The sequence below is a fragment of the Marinomonas sp. ABL3_031 genome, from assembly GCF_056161265.1.
This window is the reverse complement of the sequence record NZ_JBSWYU010000007.1, coordinates 24127-37793: the sequence shown is the minus strand read 5'-3', so window position 1 is coordinate 37793 and position 13667 is coordinate 24127. Positions and strand designations below refer to the sequence as shown.

Sequence of the window (13667 nt, the reverse complement as noted above, 5' to 3'; positions counted from 1 at the left end):
GAAAACAACCCTGCGTGCAATCTCTGGCTTTTAATTGAGCGATATTGCCGGAGATTATTGGATTATCAGTTACACCCATAAAGCATATTTTCATTTATTTACATTTAGATGAATGGTTTTGCAGTTCGCATTTCAATTGACCCATTTTGTGATTAGAAGGTTCCCGAGCTGGATGGATTAATAAGCCTATGGGCGTTTTTTTAAGATGATGACGGAAGATAAACATCACCATTCATTTGCAAAATAGGAGTCGTTATATATTCTTATTGTTGAAAATAACAACAATAACAAGCCTAAATGGCGACAAGGAGATATAATGAAAAGTAATCTCGCATCTAACACTTTGTTAGTAACGCTGGTCTCATCGGTTTTTCTGACCGCTTGCTCAAGCTCCCCATCCTCACTGACTCAATTGAGCTCAGCGATTCCCGAAAAGTTAACTCAACAATGTGAAGCCTTTGCCGGTCAGCTTGCTTATCAAAATACGAGCATTTTCTCGGTAGAATCTGTTGCCAAAGGTGATATGTCGGTAGCAGGCAAAGCTATTGATGAACATTGTTTGGTGAAAGGTGAAATGAATCGACGAGTCAGTCTTGTCGATGGTAAAGAATACGCTATTGGTTTTGAAATTCGTTTGCCTCAAACATGGAATGGTCGACTATTGTATCAAGCCAATGGTGGCATAGATGGAACCGTCAGAGCAGCTGAAGGCGGTTTTGCAGGTGGGCCAATCACCAATGCATTATATCAAGGCTTCGCTGTGATCAGTTCCGATGCTGGACATGACCGTCCTTTGCCAACTTTTGGATATGATCCTCAAGCCCGTTTAGATTACGGTTATCAAGCGGTTGGAAGCTTGACGCCTATGGTGAAATCCGTGGTGTCACAAGTTTATGGCAAAGCGCCAGATCGTAGTTATTTTGCGGGTTGCTCCAATGGAGGACGACATGCCATGGTTGCAGCGACGCGTTATGCCGATGAATACGATGGATTTTTAGTGGGCGCGCCAGGCTATCGTTTGCCTTTAGCCGCAGTGGCTAATATAGCAGGAGCGCAGCTTTATTTATCGGTACCGGGCACAACAAAAAAGGATTTAAGCGCCGCTTTTACCATGCAAGAACGCCAATTGGTCTCCACAGCAGTGTTGCAACAATGTGATGCTTTGGACGGCTTAAACGATGGTTTGGTGCAAGATTACAATGCTTGCCATAGCGCATTTGATTTAGACAGAGACGTTCCTTCTTGCTCCGCTGGGCGTGATGGTACTTGTTTGACCCCAGAGCAAAAAACCGCAGTCGCTACCATTTTTGATGGCCCTCGTGTGCTCAACGGTGAACGGGTTTACGCCTCTTTCCCTTACGATGTGGGCATCAGTAATCAAGACCAAATGAACTGGGAATACAGTGCGCCAATCAAACGTGATTCTGGAGCGGTGAGCATGATTTTTCAAACGCCGCCAGTGGAACTGAAAGATCTGAGCATTCGTAATTTCAATGGCCCAGAATACGTATTCAATGCGGATATCGATGAGCTAGTGAAAAAAGTTTATGCCACAAAAGGGATCTATCAAGAAGCCAGTATGAGCTTCATGACACCGCAAAATCCGCAAGACATGAGCGTGATGCGTGACCGTGGTGGCAAAATCATGGTCTATCACGGTGTCTCCGATCCTATTTTCTCGGTGCAAGATACGCAAGATTGGTATCAAGCGCTCGATCAAGAAAATCAAGGCAAGGCTGGGCAATTCGCGCAATTTTATCCGGTACCTGGCATGGCTCATTGCCGTGGCGGTCAGTCGGTTGATCAATTCGACATGCTAACGCCTCTGGTCAATTGGGTAGAAAAGGGTGTGCAGCCTGAGCAAGTCATTGCTTCTGCGCGCGGTGTCAATAATCCTGGCGGTGTCAACAAAGAGTTACCGACGGATTGGTCTGACGATCGTACTCGCCCTTTGTGCCCTTTCCCAACCGTAGCCACTTATGATGGTAAGGGTGACCCAGAAAGTGCGGCGAGCTTTGCTTGTCAATAAGTGAGCGAATAAGGTCTTTGTGCGGTAAAAAGGAAGCCAATTTGGCTTCCTTTTTACCTTATTAGTGGAGCAGTGATGGCTTATTGAGATTTTTGCTTATCCAAAATATCACGGGTGCGATTACGGAAATGGTGCAAAAATTCCGACATACGCTTGGGCAAACTCCCATAGGGATACAAAAGGTAAACAGGAATCATAGGCAATTGCCATTGTGGTAACACGCGAATCAAATCTCCTGGGTGATGTTTTTCTCGCATGGTGACCATGTAATCTGGGAGGACACCCACACCGGTACCTTTGGCAATCTGTTCTAGCTGCATAGCAATTTGATCAGTCCAAATTTGTGACTTTGGAATTTGAATGCGCTTAGCGCCATCTTGCAAATGATGTAACTCTAAATCGCCAGCCGGTTGATAAAAATGGTGAAAATTAACCCAAGGAATGTTCTCTAACTCTTCCACATCAATCAGGTTAGGGTTGTTTTTTACAAATTTTTGGGAAGCGTATAGACCGCAAGTTAAATAGCCAACCATTTCTTCTTTAAATCGAGAGGGTTCAGGTGAACCTAACCATACACCAATATCCGCTTGTTCTAATTCGGAAAATTTAGAAGTGGTTTTAAGAGAGAAATTGATCTCGGGGTGTTCATCGGCAAAATGAATGATTTCTTTGGGGAGCCAAGAGCGGGCTAGACCAGAATAGGCGGCAATACTCAAGTCGCCAATAACATTATCTTGCAATGAGTCTATGGTTTTTTGAGCTTGTTTTGCCGCTTCAATGATTTTGCAAGCAAAGGGATGAAAAGCTCGTCCAGCGTCATTGGCGACCATTTGATTGGCTTGGCGAAGTAATAAAGCTTGGCCTAATTGGTTTTCAAGGTGAGCGATGCGACGACTAAGAGTAGACTTGGAAACGCCAAGGCGTTTTGCCGCTTGAGTTAAGTTCTCTGTTTCGATCAGCGTAATGAAACTTTGTAAGTCATTTAAATCATACATACAGCAAGCCTGATAATCCTAGATGTGCAGAGTATTGCATATTTCGGAACATACTGTTCCGAACTCTAGGGAGGGATTTGTGTGAGAATGTAAATAGTAACCAATCTTATTTATAAAGTTGAGACTTTTATGTTATTTAGCGGCACTTTTTGTTCACTTAAAAGTGGTTCTTTTAAACAAGTTTTAGCCTTTACCTTGTTTTTTTCCGTTTTCGCTTTTGGTCGTCAAGGGATGGCACAAACCACTTTGTCACCACAAGCGCTAGTCGAGCAAGGTTTAGCAGCGGGTAAAGACTATCCTGGTTTAGCGAATATCTGTGCTATTGATCAACCATTAAGAAACATTACGGCGAGAAAAGCAGGTTCTGGTAATAAGAAACGTACCTTAACGGATGAGCAAAGAGCAGAGCGAGCCAAACGTGCTTATATTGAGCCTCAACAAGTGTTTGATAACCTGTATTTTGTCGGTAATCGTTCTGTGGCCAGCTGGGTAATTAAAACCTCGCAAGGGTTAATCTTGCTTGATGCCATGAACAGTAATCGTCAGGCGGAAGAGATTATTGCAGCGGGTATCAAGAAGCTTGGTATGGACCCAAATGACATACGTTATCTGATTATTGCTCATGCTCATGGTGACCATTATGGCGGTCAAGAATACTTGGTGAAATCCTTCCAGCCAAGAGTGGTCATGAGTGATGCGGATTGGATGGAACTTGAAAGACCGGATCCAGAAATTGTGAACCCTAAATGGGGGAAAGCGCCTACTCGAGACATCACGATTCATGATGGTGAAGTGATTGAATTGGGTGATACGAAAGTAGAATTGTATGTTACACCAGGTCATACTCTGGGTACGATTTCACTCATCTTCCCTGTAAAAGATGGTGGGCAAACCCATATGGCGGCAATGTGGGGAGGCACAGGATTAAACTTTGGGCCCAACATTGAGCGTCTGCAAATGTACACAGATTCTGCGGCGCGCTTCAAAACATTAGCCGATAGGAAAGGGGTGGATGTGTTTCTATCGAATCACCCCACCCGAGACAATAGCGTAGCGCGAATGCAAGCCTTGCAACAGCGTCAAAGTGGTCAGTTACATCCTTTTGTCGATGCTAATGCGACTAACGCCTTTGCTTTGTTACGTGATTGCAGTTTGGCTCGTGTGGTGAAAATTGCACATTATCAAGATAGAGTGCAGCAAAATTCGGCTTCGAAAGCCAATTGATTGGTAAAAAGGTGTTTTATCAATCAATTGCACAGGCATGATAAAACGGCGACTTTATCTCATAAATGATAAAAGTTATTATTCGCATTTTATGCCCTGTTGTTAATAAGCGTTATTTATTCAAAGGCTAATTATTTTAAGGCCATTTTTTAAAGAGAAGAGGTTGATATGTCCTTGTTAGGTGGATTTAGTCGTTCTGCAAGTTTGGCTTTGGGCTTACTCTTTACTTTGCCCGTGTTGGCCGATGATATTAGGGTGGCGACAAAGTATGGTGATGTGATGGTTAGCGATAAGGTTGAACGCATCGTTACTGTACATGAAGGGGCATTAGATGCGGCTTTTGCCTTGGGTTTTGAACCCGTTGGAGCGATTTCTACTCGTGGTGGCGATGGTGTGGCGCGTTATATTCAAGACACGGCGAAAAACGTCAAAATTGTCGGCACCTCACGCGAAACCAATCTTGAAGCTGTCATTGCTCAGCGTCCTGATATCATACTAGCGTCTTATCGTTTGTCTGCTGAACAATACGCATTGTTATCAAAAATTGCGCCGACCATAGTGCCACAAGGTGATGGTATTCGTCCGGACGGTTGGATTCGCGAAATGCGTGTGTACGCGAAAGCATTGAACCGCGAACAAAAAGCCGAACAAATTATTCGCGCGGTTGCTGATCGTGCAGGGCAAATTAAAACGCAATTAGTAGCCAAACTACCTGCGGATCAACGTGGTGCGGCTTTGATTCGTTGGATGCCACAAGGCGCTCTAGTATTAACCACGCAATTTTTCTCCAACGGCTTATTGTCACAAGCGGGCTTTGAGGTGACGGATTCAGGTTTGATCAAGCGTGGTCGTCCCCATTCCAGTCCTTTGAGTTTGGAAAACCTATCAAAAATCGATAATGATTGGATCTTCATGGCCACTCTCGATGAAGAAGGTCAACAAGCCCTTGAAGCTGCACAGCAGTCACCCGCTTTTGCGCGTCTTGATGTGGCTAAGCGTGACCATGTGATTCCAGTGGATGGTCAATTGTGGACCAGCGCTTCTGGCCCGCTTGCCGCGAACGCGATTTTGGATGACATTCAAAACCTGTTGGACAACAAGGTGCAATAAGCCGAATGCAATTGTGGTTTCAAACACCGCCGGCTCAGCGGTCGATTTTGAGCGCGTTAATACCAGTCGCCTTGCTGCTGGTATTTTGCTGTCTGGCCAGTTTGTTTTTTGGCGCGGGTGAGGTTGGTCCCAGCCAAGTCATGGCGGTGTTATCTGGTCATGGATCAGACGATGCGCAATTCATTGTCTATGAGTTACGCTTACCGAGAACATTGGTAGGGCTATTTGCTGGGATGTGCTTAGGCATTGCTGGTGCCTTGATGCAATCGGTAGCACGCAACCCTTTGGCAGAACCTGGCTTGTTGGGCGTCAGCTCTGGCAGTGCTTTTGCTGTCGCCATTGCGTTAACCTTGGGCGCCAGTACGGCGACCTTATCCGTGGGCTTGGCCCAGTTAGGCGCCTTAATTGGTTGCTTCTGTGTCATTGGTGTGGCGCAGATGCAAGGGCAACGAAATGATCCCATTCGGTTGGTATTGGCGGGGGCGGCCTTGTCCAGTTTGCTGATTGCCATGACATCCTTGTTGCTGCTTTATAATGAACGGGCTGCCGATGAAATCCGCTTTTGGGTCACGGGCAGCATTGCAGGACGAAATCTAGATCAGTTGTTGTCTTTGCTGCCATCACTGTTGCTAGCGTTCGCCTGTGTTTTGTATGTGGCAAGGCCGTTGGCCTCGTTGGCGTTAGGGGAGCGGGTTGCCATAGGCTTAGGTTACAAACCTGGTCGCATTCGTTTGATTGTGGTGTTTGCGGTGGCCTTATTGGTTGGCGCGGCGACGGCCATTGCAGGCCCTGTTATGTTTGTTGGTTTAGTGGTGCCGTTTGCGGCACGGGCTTTGATAGGGCCTGATATTCGTAGAACCTTATGGCTGTGTTTGCCGATTGGGCCTTTGGTGATTTTAAGTGCGGATATTTTCTCTCGTTTGGTGGCTCAACCGGCTGAAATGCCACTTGGGGTATTAACAGCTATGGTGGGGGCTCCTGTTTTATTGGCCATTGTCAGGGCCCATAGGTTACCAACATTATGATCCAAAGCCTCTCTTCTTCTCAACATGTGTCGTCTCAGGTGCCGGACGGCTACATAAAAATTGCCTTGGGTCAGTTTGCTTGCTTAATAGATGGTCGGGCTATGCGGCGTAATCTATTGTTATTAAGCTTGGTGATGCTTGCCAGCATTGCTTCCCTGGGCATAGGTACGGTCGCCTTATCACCTTGGCAGGTGATTCAAGCCTTATTTGGTTACGGTGATACACTTAGCCAATTTGTGGTACAGGACTTACGTTTACAGCGTTTGCTGGCGGGTATTTATACTGGCGCGGCCTTTAGCTTGGCGGGTTGTTTGATGCAAACCCTAGCGCGTAACCGCTTAGCCACACCGGGTATCATTGGTATTGATAACGCCGCCATGGCGTTTGCTGTGTCGTCAGTGGTGAGTACTGCTATTTCTATTGCGCCATCGGCGATGGCATTGGCTGGAGCGGCTACCGCGACAGCGCTTGCTTTTGGTTTGGCGGGCAGCAGTGGCACTCGTGGCTATCGTTTTATTGTCGCCGGCATTGGTATTGGGGCTATTGCTGGGGCTGTGACTCAGCTGATGTTAAGTCAGGTCGATATAGATACGGCCAACGCAGCCTATCCTTGGACGGTGGGCAGTTTGAGTGCTCGTCCAGAACTAATGGTCAATATCTTGGGTGCTGGATTGTTATTTTGCCTTGTGGCTTGCCTATTACTAACGCACTTATTTTCGCTACTGCCTTTTTCTGATGCAGTGATTACTGGACTTGGCTCAAGTACTAAGTGGTTACGCCTGTCGTCTTTGAGTTTGTCGATTATTTTAACTGGCTTGGCGGTCGCTGTGGCTGGCCCAGTAGGTTTGGTGGCTTTGATTGGGCCAGAAATGGCGCGTGTTTTTGCGCGCTATCGCGGCATTCCACTTATTGGTTCGGCGTTGGCAGGAGCCTTTATTATGGTGGTGGCAGATTTGGTGGGGCGTACTTTATTGTCTCCAATTGAACTGCCGGTTGGCATAGTGACGTCTGTGGTGGGTGGACCTTATTTGATTTGGATTTTGATTCGTCAAAAATCCAAGCACAACTTATGATGATTTAGGCCCTAATTAGGGCAAAATAAAAGGATAGCTTTTTCGTGACTCAAGCGGATACGGTAACTCTGGCTGGACAAGCATTAGCCTTAAAACACGGCAAAACCAGCATCATTGAGAATTTAGACATTCAGTTGCCCAATGCTCAGGTGACAGCCATCGTTGGGCCGAATGGTTGTGGTAAATCCACTTTACTAAATGGTTTGTCGCGCATACACGCGCCAAGTGGTGGCGCTGTGTTGTTGGATGGTAAAGACATTCATCGCCTGCCTTCAAAAGAAGTGGCACGTCGTTTGGCATTGTTACCACAAGATACCATTGCACCGGATGGCATTAGTGTCAGTGAATTGATTCGTTTTGGTCGCCACCCTCACCAAAGTGCCTTAAAACAATGGGCAATGAGTGATCAAGAAGCCATTGAATACGCTTTGCGAGCAGCGGACTTGAGCGATCTTAAAGAGCGTTTGCTGGATACCTTATCTGGTGGACAAAGACAACGGGCTTGGATTGCCATGTCTATTGCCCAAGAGACGCCTTTATTATTATTGGATGAACCCACTTCTGCACTGGATTTAGGACACCAAATTGAAGTCTTTGAGTTGATCCGCGAATTGTCTGAGCAGGGCAAAACCATTGCAATGGTGGTGCATGATTTGCCCAGTGCTTGTCGTTATGCTGATCACATTGTGGCCATGAAGCAGGGTAAAATTATTACGCAAGGCAGCCCGAAAGAGGTCATGACCAAAGAATTGGTTATGGAGCTCTATGGGGTGGAGTGTGATTTGATTCCCGATCCCATGACAGCGAGTCCCATCCTCATCAATATTAAACGCGTGAAATCATGACAATACGGTCAGTTTACACTGACCGTATTGTCATAAATTGAGGTTGAGCAATTAAAATAGCCTGTTATGGTGAGCTTGGTTGCATGCTCTCAATGATCCGACCAAGTGTTTTGATTGCTGCTTCACGCTGTTCAATGTTCTTCTCACTGTAATTTAAACGAAAGCAATTACGGTATTTTCCGGTTGCGGAAAACAAAGGGCCCGGCGCAAAGCCAACGCCTTGTTGACGGCATTTTTCCACTAACTCCATACTGTCGATGTCTGCAGCTAATTCTACCCACAAGATAAAACTGCCTGCTGGATAACTGACTCGAGTGTCTTTGGGAAGATAGGTTTTGATGGACTTAAGCAACATGTCCCGCTGTTTCTCATAATTTAATCGCATATTGCGAATGTGTTTGGCATAACCACCAAGGCGAATAAATTTTGCTACTGCCAATTGGGGGGGCACAGGACACATAGAGCTGGACACGTATTTTATATGCGTCACCTTGTCGCGGTAACGGCCCGGTGCGATCCACCCGACGCGCATGCCAGGAGCAATGGATTTGGAGAAAGAGGAACAGAGCAAAACACGGCCATCGGTATCAAATGATTTGATGGTTTTTGGTCGTGGAAACTGGAAAGAAATGTCACCATAAATGTCGTCTTCAATAATGGTGATGTCATAACTTTTTGCCAGTCTATAAAGCTGTTCTTTCTTATCTTCTGGCATGGTGTATCCCATTGGGTTATTGCAAGTAGGGGTCACAAAAACCGCCTTGATTGGCCATTGATCTAAGGCTAACTCTAACGCTTCTAAACTGATGCCTGTTTCTGGATGAGTGGGGATTTCCATGGCCTTCAGGTTAGCGGCTTTGATGGCCTGCATAGAGCCATAAAAACTTGGCGATTCAATGGCAATGATGTCACCAGGTTCGGTGACAGCTCGCAAGCACACAGACAGGGCTTCTTGGCAACCTGAGGTAATAACAATGTCATCGGGATGCAGTTGGCAACCAGAAGCCACGGCCAGTCGTGACAGTTGTACTCGCAGCTCTTCCGTACCACGAAGATCGGAATAACTTAGGCCAATTTCAGGGTTTTGTTTGCTCAGGTCTTTTAATAATGGCTTGAGGCTAGTGGCTTTCATATCCGGCATGGCGTGTTGTAATTGTACGCCGTTATTACGACTGCGAATCATCAGCATGTTGAGTACTTCTTCCCATTGCGACACCTCTAAAGGTCGTTGTGGTGGTCGAGAAATGCTGGGCAAACTGTCTTTGTTTTGTACACTGACGAAATAGCCTGACTTAGGTTTGGCTTCGACCAAGAGTGCTTGTTCCAACTGCCGGTAGGCTTCTTGGACAGTGGAGATACTGACACCATGCTCTTTCGCCAGCTGTCTAACAGAAGGCAGTTTGTCACCGGGCTTATAAAAGCCAAGTTCAATATGCTCGCGTAAGCGGATGGCGAGGTTTTCATACAGCGTCATTTATACACCCTCCAAACTGTTTCACTCTAACCGATTGAAATTATTGTAAGCGCTCTAAAGGTAAGAAATAACCATACAGATTGAGAAAAATAGAAGCATACAGAGTTACTGTTGCGAATCTGTATGATGAATTAAAGTTTTTTTTGAATCTGTATTGAAGCTTGTCTCTGCCCTACAGTATAGGAGCATACAAAAAAGGGGTGTTGTTAGGATACACCCTCTACGCAAGGAGATAAGTTATGTTAGTCATCGGTTTATTCGCTCATCTACAAGCCTGTGTTTTACGTTTTCAAACTCGTAAAGCATTAAAGACATTGACAGTGGAACAGTGCATGGACATTGGCTTAAAGCCCGAAGAACAACGTATGGAAGCGAGTAAAGCCAGTGTAAGAGGCTTTTTACAGGATCTGTTTCATTATAAAGAGGGCTAGGGTGATAATATGGATACGTCGTTTTTTATTGCTTTGGCGATGTTCGCTTTTATTACTTCGGTAACGCCTGGTCCCAATAATATTATGTTATTGGCCTCTGGTGCACAATTTGGTTATCGCCGTACCATGCCGCATATTTTGGGCATTATTATTGGGATGTTCAGCTTGCTGTCGGCCACATTGTTGGGCTTGGGGGCCTTGTTCAACTTATATCCGTCCCTATATCCAGGCTTGCAATGGGTGGGCTGTTTGTACTTACTTTGGTTGGCTTGGAAAATTGCCAGTGCGCCAGTAGGACATTTTGATGTTGGCAAGCAAGCAGCCAAACCAATGAGTTGGTGGCAGGCGGTATTATTTCAGTATGTGAACCCAAAAGCTTGGATGATGTCCCTAGGTTGCGTCAGTACCTTTACTTTTACAGGAGATAAATATCTGGCGTCAGGTATATCAATTTTGTTGGCTTTTGCTTGCTTGGGATTTATTGCTATTTCAATTTGGGCGTGGGCAGGGATGAAGATTCGTATTTGGTTAACGAGCGCTAAACGGCAACGTGCCTTTCACTATCTTATGGGGCTGGCCACCGCGATGACATTATTTATGATAATAGGCTAAGTGAGCAAAGGAGCTAAGGTGGACTCAAATCACATTAAGCTGACTGATAAAGCAGATTCCAATTGGAGCCTCTATATTATTAAGACCCGTTTGAATACCCTATATACGGGAATCAGTACGGATGTAGGTAGACGCTTTAAAGAGCATTCTGGAGACAGCAAAAAAGGCGCTCGTTACTTGAGAGGAAAGGGGCCATTGGAATTGGTTTGGCAACATACGGTGGCTTCCAAAAGCCAAGCTCTGATGATTGAAAATCGCATTAAAAAGCTAAATCGTCGACAAAAACAAAGTTTGATAGAGGGTAAGATTGATCCGCTAACTTTGTTATCTGAAGAGCAAACATAAGCATTGTATTTGCGTGAAATCACTCGTAGCATAAGCCTGCTTGTTACCGCATTTTACAGGAGAGTAAGTGTTTATGATCAGTCACATTGATCATCTTGTTTTGACCGTTTCCGATGTCGATAAAGCCGTAGACTTTTATGAAAAAGTGCTACAGATGGAGGCCATTAGCTTTGCTGAGGGGCGACGCGCTGTGCGCTTTGGACAACAGAAAATTAATTTTCAAACCCTTGGTCAAGAACTTCGAAATCATGCAATGGAAGGCTCTGGAGACCTGTGTCTTATTAGCGATTGGGCATTGGACGAGGTGATTGCGCATTTACAGCAACATGAGGTCACTATTATCGAAGGGCCGGTTGCTAAATCGGGTGCAATTGGGCCGATTCAATCGGTTTATTTCAATGACCCAGATAATAACCTGATTGAAATCAGTGTACTTCAGCCTGCTGACGAAGAATTAATAGAGGACTCTCAAAGCGAAACCGTGGCGCAAGATGACACTGAAAAAGAAGCTGAAAACGCAAGCGATACCTCGGACGAAGCGGATCTCAATGAAGATAAGAAGCGTTAAGTAAAACATCTTCAGTATAGGCCAACAGAGCAGGATAGGATTCTTGTTCATAATCACCAAAACCGGCCAACTGACGTGCTTTAATACGATTGAAAACAGGCTGGGTTAAGCCAGTTAGAAAACGCGTTATTAAGGTCGGGGTGATCTTGGTGTCGCTGGACAATTGTTGGACTTGTTGTATAAAACCACGAATATCCTGCTGTAATTTGGCATCCAATTTTGAAAAATCTGCATTTTCTTGCTCAAAGTGCATGATGTGGCCCTGGCAAACGGAACAATGCCCACACTGCTGAGGGGCATCTTGATCGCCAAAATAGCGCGCCAAATTATGATTTAAGCAGCGATCCAACTCGAAAAAACGAATCATGGTGGCAATGCGTTCGATTTCAGAGGCTTCTTTTTGCTGAACATAATTGAGCAAATGCTGAGTTACAGCCTGAGTGTCAACGCCCTGTATTTTGCTGTGGTAAACTTCCGTGAGGCCCTTCATATCTATCATCAGAGCATTTTGTTGCGCAGCGAATTCCAACAACTTTAGGGCTTCTGCTCTTGGCATCCCCATGTTGTCATTGAGCCACTGGAAATCCACATTGCCCCAAATTTTCTTATATTGAATACCCTGTTGAAGCCGCTGAAAAGTCGCTTGCCATTCGTCTGATAAAGTCTGCATGAAGAGGTCGGCATCTTGTAACCATTTCACTTTAACTTCCGCGTAATAAGAATACTTGGCTTCGATCACGCCCATGAGTTCAAGCTGTACTAATAAGGTTTTCAATGCCAAGCTACGAATGTTGGTGTCAAAAGACAGGTGATACAACTGAGTTTGCCATTCACCTTGTTGGCTTTGTTGACTGATGAGTTGAATGAGATGAACAATATTATGTTCTTCTGGGGTGTCACCATAGACGAAGTTCTCAAGTGTGTTTAAGCCGTTTAAATTGCCCAAAAGTACGCACTGACTGGGTTGTTGATCTCGACCTGCGCGGCCAATTTCCTGACTGTAATTCTCGATGGACTTGGGTAAATCATAATGCACCACCAGTCGGATGTCGGACTTGTCTATGCCCATGCCAAAGGCAATGGTGGCCACTATGATGCGAGTTCGACCTTGCATAAAGTCGGTTTGAATTTGACTTCTTGTTTCGCTGTCTAACCCAGCATGATAAGCCTGCACACTATGACCTTGATTACTTAGCTGCTGTGCCAGTAGCTCAGCGGTTTTTTGTAAGGTGACATAAACGATACTTGACCCTTGTTGTTGCGAGATCACTTTTTCAAGCTGGGTGAATTTTTGTGCTTCTGCCACAGGAATTAAATCTAAATGTAAATTTTGGCGATAGAAGCCTGTTTGTACGATTTGTTGTGGAGCAATGGCAAACTTTTGAGCCATGTCTTTTTGCACTCGGCGCGTGGCCGTAGCGGTCAACAATAGCACTTGCGGAATCTTGAGGGACTGTTGATATTGCGGGAGTTTTAAATAATCGGGGCGGAAGTTATGTCCCCATTCGGAAATACAATGAGCTTCGTCCACTACCATGAGGGAAATGGCAACCTCTTGTATAAAACGACGAAAATGTTCGTTTTTAAAGCGCTCTACCGAAATCATCAAAATTTTGATGTGGCCCGCTTTGACGCCTGCCATGACAGACTGGCTTTCTTCTCGAGATTGAGTGGAATCCAAACTGGCTGCAGCAATGCCTTTGCTTTGTAAAAAGCTTAACTGATCTTGCATCAGGGCGATAAGTGGGGAAATCACCAAGGTCAAATGCGGTAACTGGGTAGCAGTGAATTGATAACAGAGAGATTTCCCTGACCCTGTTGGAAAGACGGCCAGTGAAGAACCTCCCGTTAGTAGGTGATCGACCACTTCTGCTTGGCCTTCTCGAAAGCCTTCAAAACCAAAAATACGATAAAGTTCTTGTTCTGTCCCTGTCAT

General features: G+C 45.4%; 13 protein-coding genes. 10 read left to right on the top strand and 3 right to left on the bottom strand.

What is annotated here, in order from left to right:
• Positions 1-316: 316 nt before the first annotated feature.
• Positions 317-2029: a tannase/feruloyl esterase family alpha/beta hydrolase gene (locus ACXAH2_RS09340; protein WP_475078093.1), complete on the top strand. Its 1713-nt coding sequence runs from the start codon at positions 317-319 to the stop codon at positions 2027-2029.
• A gap of 80 nt (positions 2030-2109) precedes the next feature.
• On the opposite strand, the gene ACXAH2_RS09335 is transcribed toward ACXAH2_RS09340, so the two are convergent.
• Positions 2110-3024, bottom strand: a complete 915-nt coding sequence (locus ACXAH2_RS09335) for a LysR family transcriptional regulator (protein WP_475078091.1) — start codon at positions 3022-3024, stop codon at positions 2110-2112.
• Between the two features lie 129 nt (positions 3025-3153).
• Here ACXAH2_RS09335 and ACXAH2_RS09330 point away from each other — a divergent pair, with 129 nt between their 5' ends.
• From ACXAH2_RS09330 to ACXAH2_RS09310, 5 genes are all read left to right on the top strand, one after another.
• Positions 3154-4248, top strand: coding sequence for an MBL fold metallo-hydrolase (locus tag ACXAH2_RS09330; RefSeq protein ID WP_475078089.1), 1095 nt, complete (start codon positions 3154-3156; stop codon positions 4246-4248).
• Between the two features lie 168 nt (positions 4249-4416).
• Entirely contained in the window at positions 4417-5358 is a 942-nt protein-coding gene (locus ACXAH2_RS09325) for an ABC transporter substrate-binding protein (RefSeq protein WP_475078088.1), read from the top strand.
• Between the two features lie 5 nt (positions 5359-5363).
• Positions 5364-6383 (top strand): FecCD family ABC transporter permease, encoded by a 1020-nt coding sequence (locus tag ACXAH2_RS09320; RefSeq protein ID WP_475078087.1) that lies wholly within the window; start codon positions 5364-5366, stop codon positions 6381-6383.
• Positions 6380-7456: a FecCD family ABC transporter permease gene (locus ACXAH2_RS09315; RefSeq protein WP_475078085.1), complete on the top strand. Its 1077-nt coding sequence runs from the start codon at positions 6380-6382 to the stop codon at positions 7454-7456. The genes ACXAH2_RS09320 and ACXAH2_RS09315 overlap by 4 nt, the downstream gene beginning before the upstream one ends.
• Before the next feature lie 44 nt (positions 7457-7500).
• Positions 7501-8301 (top strand): ABC transporter ATP-binding protein, encoded by an 801-nt coding sequence (locus ACXAH2_RS09310; RefSeq protein ID WP_475078083.1) that lies wholly within the window; start codon positions 7501-7503, stop codon positions 8299-8301.
• A 64-nt stretch (positions 8302-8365) separates the two neighbouring features.
• On the opposite strand, the gene ACXAH2_RS09305 is transcribed toward ACXAH2_RS09310, so the two are convergent.
• Positions 8366-9775, bottom strand: a complete 1410-nt coding sequence (locus ACXAH2_RS09305; protein WP_475078081.1) for an aminotransferase-like domain-containing protein — start codon at positions 9773-9775, stop codon at positions 8366-8368.
• Between the two features lie 239 nt (positions 9776-10014).
• Here ACXAH2_RS09305 and ACXAH2_RS09300 point away from each other — a divergent pair, with 239 nt between their 5' ends.
• The 4 genes from ACXAH2_RS09300 to ACXAH2_RS09285 all read left to right on the top strand — a co-directional run bounded on the left by ACXAH2_RS09300 (position 10015) and on the right by ACXAH2_RS09285 (position 11731).
• The gene (locus ACXAH2_RS09300; RefSeq protein ID WP_475078079.1) at positions 10015-10206 is read left to right on the top strand and encodes a DUF1127 domain-containing protein; all 192 of its coding nucleotides are present in this window, start codon (positions 10015-10017) and stop codon (positions 10204-10206) included.
• A 9-nt stretch (positions 10207-10215) separates the two neighbouring features.
• Positions 10216-10818: a LysE family translocator gene (locus ACXAH2_RS09295; RefSeq protein WP_475078077.1), complete on the top strand. Its 603-nt coding sequence runs from the start codon at positions 10216-10218 to the stop codon at positions 10816-10818.
• Between the two features lie 18 nt (positions 10819-10836).
• Positions 10837-11163, top strand: a complete 327-nt coding sequence (locus ACXAH2_RS09290) for a GIY-YIG nuclease family protein (RefSeq protein WP_475078076.1) — start codon at positions 10837-10839, stop codon at positions 11161-11163.
• Positions 11164-11236: 73 nt separating this feature from the next.
• Positions 11237-11731, top strand: coding sequence for a VOC family protein (locus ACXAH2_RS09285; protein WP_475078075.1), 495 nt, complete (start codon positions 11237-11239; stop codon positions 11729-11731).
• Here the strand turns inward: ACXAH2_RS09285 and ACXAH2_RS09280 are convergent.
• On the bottom strand, positions 11709-13667 hold the full coding sequence (locus ACXAH2_RS09280; protein ID WP_475078074.1) for a RecQ family ATP-dependent DNA helicase: 1959 nt from the start codon (positions 13665-13667) through the stop codon (positions 11709-11711). The two genes, ACXAH2_RS09285 and ACXAH2_RS09280, sit on opposite strands and share 23 nt — an antisense overlap.